The organism is Pedobacter sp. AK017 (assembly GCF_014200825.1).
GTDB classification, from domain to species: domain Bacteria; phylum Bacteroidota; class Bacteroidia; order Sphingobacteriales; family Sphingobacteriaceae; genus Pedobacter; species Pedobacter heparinus.
Genome location: NZ_JACHCW010000029.1, coordinates 17161 through 32658, shown reverse-complemented (window position 1 = coordinate 32658; position 15498 = coordinate 17161). Strand labels below are relative to the sequence as shown.

Annotated in this window: 9 protein-coding genes and 1 pseudogene; 2 read left to right on the top strand and 8 right to left on the bottom strand. The window is 42.0% G+C overall.

Annotated features, from left to right (window positions below; genetic code table 11):
• Nucleotides 1-219: 219 nt before the first annotated feature.
• Nucleotides 220-1404 carry a FecR family protein gene (locus tag HDC92_RS24390; RefSeq protein ID WP_183877501.1) on the bottom strand — a complete coding sequence of 395 codons (1185 nt, stop codon included), beginning with the start codon at nt 1402-1404 and terminating at the stop codon, nt 220-222.
• A 227-nt stretch (nt 1405-1631) separates the two neighbouring features.
• Here HDC92_RS24390 and HDC92_RS24385 point away from each other — a divergent pair.
• Nucleotides 1632-2756 (top strand): annotated as a pseudogene (locus tag HDC92_RS24385) (ATP-binding protein); the annotation flags it as partial.
• A 54-nt stretch (nt 2757-2810) separates the two neighbouring features.
• On the opposite strand, the gene HDC92_RS25295 reads toward HDC92_RS24385, so the two are convergent.
• Nucleotides 2811-3509, bottom strand: a complete 699-nt coding sequence (locus tag HDC92_RS25295; RefSeq protein WP_317618115.1) for an RNA polymerase sigma-70 factor — start codon at nt 3507-3509, stop codon at nt 2811-2813.
• Between the two features lie 42 nt (nt 3510-3551).
• The gene (locus HDC92_RS24380) at nt 3552-3920 is read right to left on the bottom strand and encodes a LytR/AlgR family response regulator transcription factor (RefSeq protein WP_183877499.1); all 369 of its coding nucleotides are present in this window, start codon (nt 3918-3920) and stop codon (nt 3552-3554) included.
• Between the two features lie 190 nt (nt 3921-4110).
• Between HDC92_RS24380 and HDC92_RS24375 the strand changes: the two genes are divergently transcribed.
• Nucleotides 4111-6951, top strand: coding sequence for a lantibiotic dehydratase (locus HDC92_RS24375; RefSeq protein WP_183877498.1), 2841 nt, complete (start codon nt 4111-4113; stop codon nt 6949-6951).
• 169 nt (nt 6952-7120) lie between these two features.
• On the opposite strand, the gene HDC92_RS24370 is transcribed toward HDC92_RS24375, so the two are convergent.
• The 5 genes from HDC92_RS24370 to HDC92_RS24350 form a co-directional block, all read right to left on the bottom strand.
• On the bottom strand, nt 7121-8503 hold the full coding sequence (locus HDC92_RS24370; protein WP_183877497.1) for a TlpA family protein disulfide reductase: 1383 nt from the start codon (nt 8501-8503) through the stop codon (nt 7121-7123).
• A 64-nt stretch (nt 8504-8567) separates the two neighbouring features.
• The gene (locus HDC92_RS24365; protein WP_183877496.1) at nt 8568-9968 is read right to left on the bottom strand and encodes a RagB/SusD family nutrient uptake outer membrane protein; all 1401 of its coding nucleotides are present in this window, start codon (nt 9966-9968) and stop codon (nt 8568-8570) included.
• 21 nt (nt 9969-9989) lie between these two features.
• Nucleotides 9990-13058, bottom strand: coding sequence for a SusC/RagA family TonB-linked outer membrane protein (locus HDC92_RS24360; RefSeq protein ID WP_183877495.1), 3069 nt, complete (start codon nt 13056-13058; stop codon nt 9990-9992).
• Nucleotides 13059-13432: 374 nt separating this feature from the next.
• The gene (locus HDC92_RS24355) at nt 13433-14737 is read right to left on the bottom strand and encodes a FecR family protein (protein WP_183877494.1); all 1305 of its coding nucleotides are present in this window, start codon (nt 14735-14737) and stop codon (nt 13433-13435) included.
• A 60-nt stretch (nt 14738-14797) separates the two neighbouring features.
• Nucleotides 14798-15418, bottom strand: coding sequence for an RNA polymerase sigma-70 factor (locus HDC92_RS24350; protein ID WP_183877493.1), 621 nt, complete (start codon nt 15416-15418; stop codon nt 14798-14800).
• Between the last annotated feature and the right edge of the window lie 80 nt (nt 15419-15498).

The following is a 15498-nucleotide window of genomic DNA, read 5'->3' as shown; positions in this document are numbered from 1 at the left end:
CGTTGTCTGTCAACGCGCGCGGAGGGCCTTCCTCCATCGCCTTAAAAGCTTTTAAACTTTTTCTTTTGTTTAGTGCGTGGCACAGCATACATTTGTTAGGTTAGTTTGTTGATAATTATATGGTTTAAGAAGACGGTAAAATTTGATTAAAACTGACTTTTACGGGGACTGATTCCCTTCGGTTCCCGTAATTTTAGCTCAGCATTAATCTGGTTTAGGTTATTGCTGTACCATAATCCTCCTTCCTTCAGTTTTAAATTTTATTTTACTTGCTGCCTCAAGCATGGTCAGTACCTGCGACAGCGGCACATTGCGTGGTATTTCTCCATAAAACTCTTTATCTGGTACTGTAGCCATATCTACCTCTACATCATACCAGCGTGCAACCTGTCGCATGATGGTTTTCAGGTCAACGTTATAAAAAAGGAACAATCCATTCTTCCAGGCCACAATGCTCTCTGCATCAACTTCTTTTACTGAAATCGCAGTACCAGTATTAAGCGCTTGCTGATTGGGTTTGAGAATCACCGTAAAAGCTCTCGCCGCTGCGCTTGCCCCGGGATCACGAACAGCCACACTGCCTGCTACCAAAGTCGTCTTCGTAATCCCCTCATCCGCATAACTGTTAATGTTAAACTCCGTACCCAGTACCTCCACTTCCTGCCTGGCAGTTTTAACTACAAAAGGGTGCTTTTTATCCTTGGTAACTTCCAGGTAGGCTTCACCGCTCAGCTCAACTTCTCGATTAACTAACCCGGTAAAAGTTGATGGAAATTTCAGACTGCTGGAGGCGTTTAGCCATACTTTGGTGCCATCCGGCAAAATGATCTGGTAAGTACCTCCACGGGGGGTGCTGGCCGTCAGCATCATGTTAGGCCCGCTGATTTTAGATTCTGAACCAAGTTCAGGATGACGACCAGCTATTGCACTTCCGTCGCTATATTTTAAACTCGAAGCATCAACTACTACCCCCGTCTTTGCATCACTCAGCTCAATCGTCTTTCCATTAGCAAGGGTAAGGGTAGCGGTGTTTTTACCTGGAGCGATGTCCTTAACCAGATCTCCCCTCGCTGCGCTTCCCTCCGGATGACGCAGGTCAAACAAACCAGAATAACTGTAAAACCAAAGCCCGGCGCCCGCCAGCAACAGCACCGCTGCTACTACGCCAATCCTGGGCCACATCCGCCTGCTTTTAACCGGAGCCGGTTCTGTATGGCTATAGGTGTATAAAGGCAATACAGCGCCCAATCTTTCCATTTCAGCAGCTACTTCTTCTGCTGTTAAATCAAAAGCTTTTTCCGGATGGTACTGGTTGTAAAAAGTTTCTACAATGGCCTGCTCTTCCGCAGTGCAGGTGCCAGTCTTGTATCTGGCTAATAAGTTGATGGCGTTATGTTTTTGCATAAGATGATATGTTTCAAAATGATAGACAGTTCAGCTTCGGTCAGGGCGTAAATAAAATTGAAAATAATTTTAGAAGCTGTAGTTTTGTGAGAAATCACACCTGATCATACACTTTATTCAAAGTTAATCATACATATTTGAGGCAATAAATCAAATAATCGTCTTTTTAAGAAAGACGATTTATTAGATTTTGTCTTTTAAATAAAGATATTTATTTATATTTGTGTATGATGAAGGAAATAATTAAGGAGATTTTAATCCAAAACCAGGATAGGAATCTTTTCAGAGATCTAAGATCACGAAATACGGGAATATCGTTGGATCTGGAAAAAATACAAGCCATCATTGGTCCCCGGCGTGTAGGTAAGACATCAGTAATGCAGCTAGCCATTGAAGAATTAAAAACAGTCCGGGGAATATCTCCCGCTCAAATTATCTATTTCAACTTTGAGGATGAACGCATACAATTTGAACCTCATCAGCTCGATCTAATCTTGCAAGCATGGCAGGAACTCAATCCGGAAAATAAATTAGAAAATGCCTGGTTCTTTTTCGACGAAGTGCAAGCTGCGCCCGGTTGGGAGCGTTTTTTAAACAGAATCAACGAAACATGGTCTAAAAGGATATTCTTTACTGGCAGTAACAGTTCCGTATTGCATACCGAATTAAAATCTGTATTGAGGGGGCGTAGCATAGCTATTGAATTATTACCTCTTTCTTTTAAAGAATATTGTGAATTCAGCAATTTTAAACCTTCAGCATATGGAACCGGCAAAAGCCAAACTATAGCATTATTCCATAAATATTTAGTTCATGGAGGATATCCGGAAACAATTAATCTTCCTTCCAGGCAAATTGGTTTGTCCTATTTACAGGAGTATTATAACGCGATGTTGCTTCGCGACATTGTAGAATACAACAAGTTAAGTAATTATAACTATTTAAGAAGCTTATATCGGCAGGCCGCTTCCACTATAGGCAAAACTATTAGTAACCGAAGATTATACAATCAACTCAAATCACAACAATACAGCGTTGGGATAAATAGCATCTATGAAGCTATGGACATGGCAGAGCAAGCCTATCTCTTTAAAAGAATTAGCCGCTTTGATTATTCAGACAGCAAACGCGAGAAATCAGACAAAAAGGTTTATTGGCTCGACAACGGTTTGTTAAATGCCAACACCGCACAATATACGGGCAATAACGGTTTGTTATTGGAAAACCTTGTATTTAAGGAGCTTTATTTAAAATTTGGCAACATTTATACTCAAAATATTTATTATTATTCCGAACCATCCGGTGAATGTGATTTTGTAATCTATCCTGAAGGTGGAATTGCTTTGCCTGTGCAGGTAAGCTGGACACTCACTGATCCAGACACACGAAACAGGGAAATAAAAGGATTACTTAAAGCTGCCGCTTATTGCAAGGTTACCGAAGCCTGGATTATCACGCTCGATGAAGAAGAAGAATTGACCATTGATGGTGTACATATCAAAATCATCCCCGCCTGGAAATGGATGACAAAAGAATAAGGAATACAGCCAGATTATCATCCCCAGTTTAACCCTCAGTATTTTCAAAGCATTATTGATGTGCTTTTTTACCGTCTTTTCTGATAAACTGAGCTGCGCAGCGATCTCCTTATGGCTAAGCTGGCCTTTACGGCTCAGCTCAAATACCTCACGCATTTTAGGGCTCAGCTCGCTGATCTCTTTTTCAATTAACCGGAGCAGTTCATTTTCTCTTACCAAATGATCGGTAACCGGTTGTTGCCCCTGGTCCATAAATTTTTGAAAAGCCACTACATAATCCGAACGCACTTGTGTAAAGGAAGTATGGTTAAAAATCCGGTTCCGCACTGCCTGGTACAGGTATCCGCTTAAATGTCCGGTAAATACGATCTTTTCCCGTTTATCCCATAAACTGGCAAAAAGTTCCTGTAAAATATCATGCACATCTTCTTTGCTGCGCAGCCGCTTATAGGCATGCACATACAATGCCCCCTTATACCGGTGGTAAATCTCGGTGAAAGCCTGCTGGTCGCCCGATTGGAGCAGGGATACCAGTTTCTCATCAGTAAAATTAGGATAGCTTTCCATAAGCTGAATTTACGCAATGTTTTAACATAATGCCACAACTGTTTATTTTAACCAGGTTTGACGTTTGCTCTTGAGCATTAAGGGATTAATGGTATCAAAAAAATCTTTCCGGTAGTTTGGGCCCAGTGCAATACGGGCACCATTGCTCAGGTAAATAAAATTGGCCTGCAAGCTCACTACCGCATCAAGGTTGATGATAAAAGATTTATGAACACGCTTAAAACTGCCAGGGGGTAATATATCCTGCATTTCATAAATGGTAAGATACGTAAGGTAAGATTGTTCCTGCAAATGGATATGTACATAGTTAAGCGCACTTTCTACATAAATAATCTGCTCCTTTTTAATTTTTACAAATTTCCCTTTGCCTTCGCTTTGTATAAAAAAAACCGGTTGATCAATAGCATTCATAAAATCAGTTTTGGTAATGGTGTGGTGGTTTGCGTTATAGACAGTTCAGCAAAGCTTTGGGCGTAATAAAAAATAAAAAAATCTGCACAATACTCCCGTTCAGCTACCAAAAGCAACTCTTCATGTAATTTTTTATTTCAGGCTTTATGATGTTTTATTTTTATAGGCATTACAACTCATTTCAGCAGTTATGAAACTAAACATACACCAAGCCATCATTTTCAGAACACCCCAATTTCCATTAACCGCAACACTGGCAGAAAGCTGGGATGAGCTCAAAGCCTCTATTGCAGTCTCCTCAACCGATTTTTACGCGCAGATCAAAGATTTCAGCGCAGCTGATCTGCATACCCTGCCAGAAAAAATACAGCATACCCTTTGGAAATACTTTAACCGGGCCAAATACCGTTCCACACCTTATGGTACCTTTTCCGGTGTTGGCATGATAGATACTACTCAGGCAGAAAACGCTGAACAGATAATTATTGAAGACCAACAGATCGTCCATAAATTTGCAGACTGGCCGGAAAAAGACAAGATCAGCTTTCCCATTAAGGCTTTATTTGAAAAAGATTGTGCTTTATACACCAACAGTAGCTTTTATAGTGTACAAAACATCATACGCTTCATCGCTTTTGATAATAAAACTTTCGAATTGGTTGATATAGACCATAATGAATTTGCATTAAAAGTGCTCAAAGCCTGCACAAAACCAATAAAGCTGAGCCAGCTGGTCAGCTTATTAAACATCCATGCTGTCGACCTGAACAACTTTTATGATTTTCTGGCAGACCTCATTGACCTGCAGTTGTTGTTTACAGCTCAATCTCCAAACATCATAGGCCAGGATTACTTTCAGCGTATTGATTTTCCAATTATATCAGAAATGCCTTTGTACCTTTTAACTGAAAGAAAAGCAATTGCAGGTAATATTAACACCTCGATTTTCAAAGAGTTACCATCTCTTTGTAAACAGCTACCTGCACTATTCCCGGCTCTTGACGGTTCTTTGAGTAATTTTATTACCCGCTTTACCAAAAAATTTGATCTGTCTGAAGTCCCTTTAATGGTTGCGCTAGATCCCGAGCTGGGTATAGGATACGATGAACTGGAACAGAGTCAAGCCGCCGACCCATTTGTAGCTGAATTTGCCTCCCGCAGCAAAAAGAAAGATGAAAACGCTGGTGATTTATTTAAAAAATTCATGCATTTAAACACCCAAACTGAACAGGGTCTTAAAATTGTACAAGTAGATGGATATTTGGATGGTGTTTCGGATGGTATCGTTGAAAATAAAATGCCCTTACCCAATTCTTTTAATGCCATGGTGTCTGTTGCCGATGATCTGGTTATTGTTGAATATTTAGGCGGGGCTACGGCCAATTCATTAACCGGTAGGTTCACCATGGCCAATACCGATATACACAACCATGCCAAAGCAATTGCAGCAATGGAACAAGCGGCCAATCCCGATGTGCTGTTTTTCGATATTGCTTATGTGATTGGTGGCAAAATAGACAATGTGAACCGCAGAAAAGCCATTTATGATTATCAATTGAGTATCCTTAACTACGATACTTCCCTCCAGCCGCTCCTGTTAAATGACTTGTTCATTTCTGTTGTACAGGGAGATCTGATCCTGCGTTCCAAACGATTAAACAAAAGACTGATTCCAAAAATGGCCTCGGCCTATAACTATACGAGATCAGACCTTTCCGTATTCCGGTTTCTTTGCGACCTGCAAAACCAGGGCATACACCCAAATCTAAACTTTAGCATCAGTTCAGTCCTGCCAAATCTTACACGTTATCCACGAATCCAATATAAAAACATTGTACTTTCTTTAGCCAAATGGAGTATTGAACTAAAAGAGCTGCTTAAAAGTGTTCAGGACTTATCGCTATCCAGCTGCCGCCGATACTTAAAGGAGCTTGGAATAGAAAAGCATTTTAAAACCGGCATGGCCGACCAGACCTTATGCTTTGATATGGAGCAGGATGATGACATCAATGCCTTCATCCAAATGCTACAAAAACAAAAATCCTTGCAGGTGGAAGAAGCATTACTGCCTACAAACAGCTGCATTAAAGAGACGAACGGAAACGCGCACACAGGGCAGTTTGTATTGAGCCTTACGCACAATCAGGAAATATACAGGGGCATTTCAAGTCCAAATTCCTGGCAGCCTTACCCGCCAGTACAAGCTGTTTTTCCTCCGGGCAGCGAATGGCTCTACTTCGAAATCTATTGCCATCCCCAACGTGCAGACCAGCTGCTTTCAGAAAAGATCAGCACTTACCTCCAAACCAACGGTAGCCTTATCAAAAAATGGTTCTTTATCCGATATACTGAAAATGGTCCGCACCTTCGCCTGCGGCTGGAACTCAACCAATCCGCAGACGGCCAACGGCTAATCACATCTCTCAGCAATGCCCTAAAAACCGAACTGGAACAAGGGCTGGTAGCCGACCTGCAGCTCAAAAGCTATAAGCGCGAAATGGAACGCTATGGTGCGGATATGATAGAACTTGTTGAGTCACATTTTTGTGCCGATAGTCAGCACATATTTACCCTACTCCAAAATATGCCGTCAGTCATTGAAAAATATGCTCTTTGTAGCGCTCTGGTATCCGGAATCCAGGAAGCCGCAGTATTTGACAACAATACTTTCCGGTCTTTTACAGAAAGGATTTCCGGCATCTTTAATCAGGAGCATACACTGGAACCAGCAGATTTTAAAAAACTAAACAACCAATACCAGGAATACAGAAAGGCAGAACAATTCATATTCAACGCAGTACAACAACACACGTTCAATAAGTTCCTTAGCTCATTCATCAGCGTATTGAATGCCTGCCCTCCGTCCCGTAAGCTAAATCTATTCGCAGACCTGCTGCATATGCATGTAAACCGGCTGTTTAACCAGGACCAGCGTACACATGAAATGGTAATGTATTATTTCCTCACTAAAGACCTGTTAAGGCAAAAAGCGATGGAAACAGCACACCGGACTGTTCTTCATTGCCCGTAAGCAGTGGACATCAGACAGTGGATGTGACTTCTGCCACCGATTGTATCGGCAATGCGACTTTGTGCTGTTACCAGCCAGGCACTGCAAATGTAGTTGACAGGAAAGAGGAGTAGTACCAAATTGTGTTGAATATAGGTGAGGGCATAGAATTTGTATGCCCTCGCCTTTTTTACTTTCTATCTCTTATTATAATCATTTCCAGTTCGCGCTCCACTAGTTGAAACTCCAATCCATATTTTTTCAGGCTCTTATTCATTGAAATTGGATCTTTTAAATCTCCATCGACCTCGATATCTACTAAATCATTTTCATAGCCACTTTCATTAATAATCGGAACAGGCGACTGCTGCATATAGAACATCAGCAGGTTCCTGAACCATAGCTTGAAGGACCAGTTCTTCATTTTTACATAATCTTTATTGGTGCTCCAATCGATGTATGGTTTAGCATTTGATTTATTACGAATATCCTGATTGCTGATCTTCATTAATGCAAAACACTTGACCTTTCTTTTGCCTATTAGTCCTTCTATTCCAAGCTTGTTTCCAAAGTACCGATTGAGGTCTTCTAACATATAATCATTTCCCATCAGAGAATCCTTTGCCGGAATGATCTGTTGATAGGTATAACCTCGTAGACTGTCGGGAAGCAGCCTGTACTTTTGCTTCTGTGCTGGGCTAAATGATGGTAGGGAGAAATAGGTAGAGTCCTTCACTTCTAGCTGAACCCGTGAGATTAAACGTTCCGAATAATCACCTTGGTATTGGTAAACAATCCCCTTCTCTCTCATCAGTGCCAACTGGTACATATATACTGGCGCCCAATTTATCACCGTTCTTATTATTCGTCCATTGTCAATCACCTGTGTATTGCGATCCCCGGCACCATCGATGTAACCGGTAAGCATTGACTGGTACTGTATCTGCTTCCCATCGGGCATATATGTGTCTCCGAAGTAACCCGCATACAATGGTTTGTTGTATCTCTTTTCCAGAATATCGGCCGTTTTCTGTTTTATGGATGAATATTTTGCCTCTATTGCGGATCTTATATTCTCCTCTGTTGTTTGGCGGTGATCTGTTATTGCCACTACCTTTCCACCGCCATCTATCCAGACCTTTTGTCCCATTATCCGAAATGGAAAATATTTGCTTAGTGTGGAATCACGGGTCACATAAAAGAGTTTCGATCCATTGAAATTATGATTCTGCCTTATGAATGCCGCTACAGGCTCGGTAGCCTGGTTCGTAACAGGGATAATCACAACGTTCTCTCCAAATTTGTTTTGAAGAGAATCCAGCTTTGGGATGCCCTCAATACAGGATGCACACCATGTAGCCCAAAAGTCCAGCACTACCAATTTGCCTTTAAAATCCGAAAGGTACACAGGATTTTTAGAACCATTTTTGGTGACTATATCTGAGAATAGAAAATCCGGACATTGTTGTCCAACCTTTAAGGGCTGTATTTCTGTTTTTTTTTGTGCGATTGCACTCACTGTACTTAAACTAAATAATAGCAGCAGTGAAAAGTATCTATTTATTGATTTCATTTTTTGTTTCTATAATTATTGATTTCCGGAGCACGCAAGTGCAGGCCTCCTTCAAATGGACTGTTTATTGATAACCTGGATTTTGGGATAGATTTGGGTTTCTTTGGATGTCAGAAATGGGAATCGGATACAGTGCTGCTGTTGATTTCCAAACCGCTGGCCGCTCGCTCCCGAGTACAGCATCCACTCTGCCAGTTCGTTTCAGGTCGAACCATCTATGTGCATATTCAGCAAACAGTTCCACTCGGCGCTCCTTCAGTACGATGTCCAGACAAGAAGCCTGAGAGGTTGGCGTGGACAAACCCGTAGACAAACCACCATGTATAAGACGCAGGGTGTTAATGTCTGCTATTGCGCTGGAATAATTATCCATCATTGCATTGGCTTCCGCCCGTATCAGGTATTGCTCGGCCAGACGAAGCGGTGTTTCAAAATCATTGAGTACTGTTGTGCTCGTTGAATTTATCTTCGATGGTACTTCGTATGCGCTGCCTAGTACAGTCTTTGTCCGGACATAGAATTTTCGTCTTTTGTCACCAGTCTCAAACGAGCCTAGTAGCGCACTTGAACAGGCCGTTACGAGTCCTGTGGAGATAAAATATGTTGGCAATGAGAACGGTTCTCCGCTGTAGCGGTCAATCTGCCAGATTGCTTCTGTATTATTTTTGCTCCATATCCCACTTGCAGGATCTAACAGGACATAATCGGAACCTACGACAGCAGACGCTTCACTGGCCGCTTTGGCCCAGCTCCTGGTATAAAGATATGCCCTTGCAAGTAACGCGGTGGCAGCCATTCTGTTTACACGCGTCTTATTGCCTCCATTCCAGATGTATCCTGTCGGAAGTTTACTTTGAGCGTCAAGAAGATCAGTTATGATCTGATTATAGACCTGCTCTGCCGTATTCCTTCTGGCAACTAGGGCGATCTCAACATCAGTGGATGTAATCAGTGGGACATCGCCAAAAAAGTTTACAAGGTAAAAGTAGGCATACGCCCTAAAAAACTTGGCTTCACCAATGAATTGTGTCCGCTTGGATACGGTCGTACCGGTACTTCTTTCAAGGTTCTCGATTGCGCTGTTGGCCCTATAGATCATCGAATAAAATGAACTCCAAGGTATATTTCCTGCGTTTGCCGGGATCGTGTAGGTGCCATAGACTGCTACCGTTGAGGTGGTAGAATAGAAATCGACGTCATTACCCGAAATGGAAGCGAATGCATTTAGGGAAAGTGTCACATCCTTGTTTCCCCTGTAGATACCAAGGATTGCAGAATTCGCCGTCGCGTCGCTTTCAAAAACTTTCTCGGTAAGCAACTGATCTTTTAGCTCTTTTATTTCTACAAATTTCTTACAGCCCTGTAGCACAAGGACGGTGATAAGGAGCATCAATGAGATGGCCTTGCATACCCATTTATGATATCCACAGTAATGGGCCGATTTTATTAGATCATATATGTTCATTTCTTTGCTAAGATTAGGTCCCTATAGGGAGCATTGTAAACCAAATGTGATTGTTCTCAGTGTTGGAACGGAAGTCCCCTGGAAACTACTCGCTGACATTTCCGGATCGTAACCGACAAAACTTGTCTTCGTCCATAAATTCTGGCCCTGCGCATAAAACCTCATGGTTGAGAACTTTAACCGTTTTAATATGCTTTGTGGTATATCATAGGAAAGGGAAACATTCTTCAACCTGAGAAAAGAAGCGTCTCCGAAACCTGCATTAGATTGTCTGTACCTTTCATCAATAGAAGTGCTATGGACTGGCTTCGGGTTCTGAGTTTGATCTCCGGGTTGTTTCCAATAACTGCTGAAATTTGTCCATCCATTTAATAGCCCACCACCCTTATTAGAGGCGTTGAAGGTTGAAAATAGATTGTAACCCTGTTGTCGGGTGTATTGGAAAAATACATCCAGCTGAAACCCTTTAACGAAGAAAGTGTTACTTAAACCTGCATACCACTTTGGATCTGTTTGTCCGGAAATCACGTAGTCTCCGCCTTGCCCGTTATAACTACTTCGGGAAGAGTAGATATCATCTCCATTAACGTCCTGATACAGCCCTACACCTGTCTGTGGATCAACACCTTGAAAATTGTACTGTTGTACTATGTTTAACGATCTGCCTATAACATAGTTGTTTGCGTAAGGAGAGCTTTCGATGTCAGGATACTCAAGTAACTTGTTCCTGGGTACAGTTAAGTTGAAGGAGGACTCCCAGATCAGTTTGTCACTTGTGATCGGCTTGACATTGAGTTCAAACTCCCAGCCCGTATTCTCCACGAGTGCGGGGAGATTGGCAGTATAACCGGCAAACCCCGTAATCGATGGCAAAGGGTATGAGACCAGTTGGTTTCCCGAACGATTGCGATACCAAGCAGTGCTGAACAAAATCCTATCTGAAAATAGCCCGAGATCAAGTGCCATTTCCAGTTTTTTGTTTACTTCCCAACTATAGTCATTATTGGCAATTCGTGTTGGAACGATCGCCAGGTTCTCCCCATACCTCAAGGTGCTTGAATACGTCGAAAGGTATTGGTAATCCGAAGTGCCATCATTGCCGGTCGTTCCCCAACTGCCACGCAGCTTTCCATAAGACAACCATAACGGAAGATTTTGTTTGACGAATGATTCTTTAGAAAATATCCAGGCTGCTCCGATACTTCCAAAGTTCCCAAATTTCTTGCCATTTCCAAAGCGTGTTGAACCATCCCTTCTAAATGTCCCGTTCACTATGTATTTATCTGAAAGGTTGTACGTTGCCCTGCCGAATAATGAAACGTATTTATACTCTGAATTGATGCCGGAAGAGCTGGTCGGGGTCCCAAAGCCTGGGTTTTCCAAGAGTAAGTCGCTGCTATAGTTTGAAACGGTTAAGGAAACTTGCTTTGAGTCACTTTTCTGAAGGGTAGCACCAGTTAAAATATGCAAATTACCCTTTCCGATAACTTTCTTGAAACTGATCTGTGGCTCCCAAAGAAAAGATTGATTAAAAGCATTGGTAAATATCGAACTGCCCAATGGGTTGGTAGATGCAGGATCTTTAGCTGCTGAAGGAGTTATACTGCTACCGTCAATTCCCATTCTGTTATACCCTAGACTACTTTTAAAATCCAAGCCTGGCAGTATAGTATATTGCAGTACCAAGTTACTATTGATATTATAAATCCCATTCCGCTCGTATGCTTGTGAGGCAGCAACATAATTTATGCTCGACCAGTTATAAGTACCATTCTGGTTATATAGTGGATAATTAGGCGGCAATTCTAAAAAAGAAGCAAGATTTTGACCAAAGAACTTTGAATAGCTGTTACTGCTTGTATAGAACGAATTGAAATGCAATTGGAATTTCTGGTCTATCGAGCGATGGGATACATTTAAATGGACGTTTGCCCTGCTGAAGTCTTCTTCATCCGATCTTACTGTATTCTCTGTATGATAATTTCCGTTCAATAAGAAGGTTGTTTGCACGGAACCACCACTAATACTGGCAGTGACATCCGTATTCCGCGCCGTGTTAGCCAGGTAGAAATCCTGCAAATTATTATCCGTATCCTGATCCCATACCAGAAGGTCTGGCGCATTTACCGTTGTTGGCGTAACTCCACTGTTGGCAAAAGCATCTCTACGTACCTGCAGGTATTGTGCCGTAGTCATAAACTCCACGCTCCTGCTTGGATTGCTAAAGCCTGTGCGAACATCTGCACTGAATTGTGTTTTCCCCGATTTTCCCTTTTTAGTGGTAATTAAAATTACACCATTAGAAGCCCGGCTGCCATATATGGCGGTAGCGTCTGCGTCCTTTAATACGGAAATGGACTCTATATCATATGGGCTTAAACTATTGAGGGGACTGATCGTATTTTGATACGAGGTGCCTGTTAAGTTGTTAAACGGAACCCCATCTACGATATACAATGGCTCATTGCTGCTTAATATACTATTCCGCCCACGTATCTGTACATTCATTGTAGACTGAGGTAACCCCGAAGTCTGGGTGATCTGTAAACCTGCGACACGTCCGATCAATGCTTGCAAGGGATTAGAGACAGGTTGCTTCGCAATTGTTTCAGAATTCATCACGCTAACATTTCCTGTAGCAAGTCGTTTGGTCGTTGTTCCGTAGCCTATAACCTGTACCTGGTCGAGCTGCCCGGTACTTTCCAGCATGGTAATGTTAATCACATTCCGACCTTGTACCGCAACCTCCTGCGGTTCATAGCCCACAAAACTGAATATTAAAACTCCATTGTCGGCAGCCTTAATGCTATAGTCACCGTTGCTATTGGTTACTGTGCTAATATTGCTGCCTTTTACCGTAACATTTACACCGCTTAGCGCACGTCCCGCCGAATCCACCACAATTCCCCGCACATCAATAACAGCCCAGCGATCAGCCAGGCGATCCAGAAAGGAAGGCTCTTTCTCTGAAACAGTTATTGATTTCAGGTTAATGTTATAGTCAAGTGGCTGATTGGCAAATATTTTTGCCAAAACCTCTTCTACATCCAGGTTCTTTACTTCAATACTAACCGGATTGGCATTTTTCAAGGTTGCTGTAGTAAATACAAAAAGGTTGCTGTAGTAAATACAAAATCGTATCCGCTTTGTATTCTTATTTCCTTAAGCACCTTACTTAAAGCTGAATTTTTCTCAGACAGCGTTATTTTCTGGGCAAAGGAACTTGCACTAACCTGCATTATCGCAGCAATTAATATTACGGTGGTAAGTCGCATAATGAGCAGGAATTGATGGATATACCGAAAGGGTATACCCTGTTTTTTGGTAAAAGTTTGATACATTTGTTCTGGTTGTTAAGTTGATACGAATCGAATTTTATTAACGTAATGCCACTTTTAAACCGGGAGTCTGATCACTCCTGGTTTTTTTGTGCAATGCGTTGGTCTTTGAAATCATTGTGAGCGCTATTTCATCACGGTCACCGTCCTCCCTTCTATTTTAAAATGAACTCCTTTTGTTTGCTCCAACAGGGTTAAAACCGCGCTGATATTTTTAAACCTGGAAATTTCTCCTATAAAACCACTTTTAGGTAAATTCCCCTGGTAAACCACATCTACATTATACCATCGTGCCAGCTTACGCATAATGCTTTCAATCTTTTCATCTTTAAATACAAAATCTCCGCTTTTCCAGGCAATTGCTTCTGTAGGGTCTATTGCTAGTACTTTGAATGGCCCGCTGTTGGCGGTTAATACCGCTTGTTGGTTAGGCCGGAGGGTTACATCAAATCCACCAGCCTGTGCTGAACTTGTTTCAGTATCGATGCGCTTCCCCCGGGATAACGAGACGCGTACACTTCCTTCCAACAAAGTTGTCTTAATTACAGCTTCATCGTTATACGCACTAATGTTAAAATGTGTGCCCAATACTTCCACTTCCTGTCCTTTGCTTGCCACAATAAACTTGCGCTTTGCATCTTTGGCAACTTCCAGATAGGCCTCGCCGCTCAGCTCAACTTCTCTGCTAATTAACCCGTTAAAAGTTGATGGAAATTTCAAACTGCTTGCGGCGTTTAGCCATACTTTGGTGCCATCCGGCAATGTGATTTGGTAGGTTCCCCCACGCGGGGTACTTACTGTTAGTATTTGCGTCTTACCATCATTGCCACCCTGCCCGTTATTTCGACCGTATGGGAGAGGCCTCTTGTCTGTGCTATTCAAGAGGTGTTCTCTCGCAACCTGTCCCGAACGAAGAGAGGGATCTGCGATGACTACCGTATTATCATTATATCTTAAATACTCCCCAACAACAACCCCTGTCTTCGCTTCATTAAGGTTAATGGCTTTGCCGTTGGCCAGGGTTAATGTTGCAGTATTTTTACCGGGAGCAATGTCGTTCTTATACGCCACCTTATCCTGAACTTGTTTCAGTACCCCGCGCCCGCTATTAAAAAACCAAACCCCAAATACAATCGCTGTTACTGCAGCGGCAATACCAACAATACGTGGCCATAAGGTTTTTCGGATTACCTGGTCTTCTTTAAATAATATTTCGCTTACATTAGCCCAGGCTGCATCCGTATTTATCTGCTGGTATCTTTTAACAGACGCTTTAAGCCTTTCTGTCTGGATAACATTTTCAAAAATCGTTTTATTTTGTTCACTTTCATCAAGCCAGTCTCTAAGTGAAGCAGGCATGATCTTTTCCTCATCTGCTACATAGGCTGCAATGAGTTCTGCTATTTGATAGTATTTATTTAAATCTGTCATACCCCTGCTTGTAATGGTAAAACGAACTCAAAATCAACAGGGATGATAACAATATTAAATTTATTTTATCAAATGGTTATGATACAATAAAAGTAAGATGAGCATGGCATCGCCCAGGCTAAGCCGCAAACTGGCCAGTGCCCTTTGCTTATGCGTTTTAACCGTATTTACAGATATATCAAGACGTTCGGCAATTTCATCATTCTTTAAGCCCCCTAAGCTCATTTTAAACACATTTCTGCCCTGCTCCGGCAAAGCCTCAATAGCATCATTAATCAGTTTGGTAGTCTCGGCGGTAATTAAGGGCTCAATAAAACCGCTTTCCAGCAATTGCTGCTGATGCGCGGCATGCGCTTCATACTTATCAGCTATCTGGTTGCGCCGCAATTTATCCAGACAGGCATTTTTAACACTGGTGTAGATAAAGCTTTTTATTGCCGGTTGGGCACGGAAAGTGTCATTTCGGTTCCAGAGCTTGATAAAGGTATCCTGCACAATATCTTCAGCCTCTTGTACCTGACCGATCAGTATACCCTCGGCAAACATTACTGCCGCACGGAAATAACTTTCAAAAATAAAGCGGAAAGCAAATTGATGATGAGCGTTAAATTCACGGACCAGCAGATCAGCATCTGCATGGTATAGCGCTTTACTGTTCTGATAAGCTTGCGAATTGTTCATAAGTATTAACCGGCCCCTTTTAATATAAATATACCTAATGATTCTGCAAGTTTATATATTTAAACTCATAATGAGGACAA

Bases quoted from the DNA above. Each gene is read 5' to 3' on its own strand.
- HDC92_RS24390 (WP_183877501.1), bottom strand. From the start codon at position 1,404: ATGCAAAAACATAACGCCATCAACTTATTAGCCAGATACAAGACTGGC.
- HDC92_RS25295 (WP_317618115.1), bottom strand. From the start codon at position 3,509: ATGGAAAGCTATCCTAATTTTACTGATGAGAAACTGGTATCCCTGCTC.
- HDC92_RS24380 (WP_183877499.1), bottom strand. From the start codon at position 3,920: ATGAATGCTATTGATCAACCGGTTTTTTTTATACAAAGCGAAGGCAAA.
- HDC92_RS24375 (WP_183877498.1), top strand. From the start codon at position 4,111: ATGAAACTAAACATACACCAAGCCATCATTTTCAGAACACCCCAATTT.
- HDC92_RS24370 (WP_183877497.1), bottom strand. From the start codon at position 8,503: ATGAAATCAATAAATAGATACTTTTCACTGCTGCTATTATTTAGTTTA.
- HDC92_RS24365 (WP_183877496.1), bottom strand. From the start codon at position 9,968: ATGAACATATATGATCTAATAAAATCGGCCCATTACTGTGGATATCAT.
- HDC92_RS24355 (WP_183877494.1), bottom strand. From the start codon at position 14,737: ATGACAGATTTAAATAAATACTATCAAATAGCAGAACTCATTGCAGCC.
- HDC92_RS24350 (WP_183877493.1), bottom strand. From the start codon at position 15,418: ATGAACAATTCGCAAGCTTATCAGAACAGTAAAGCGCTATACCATGCA.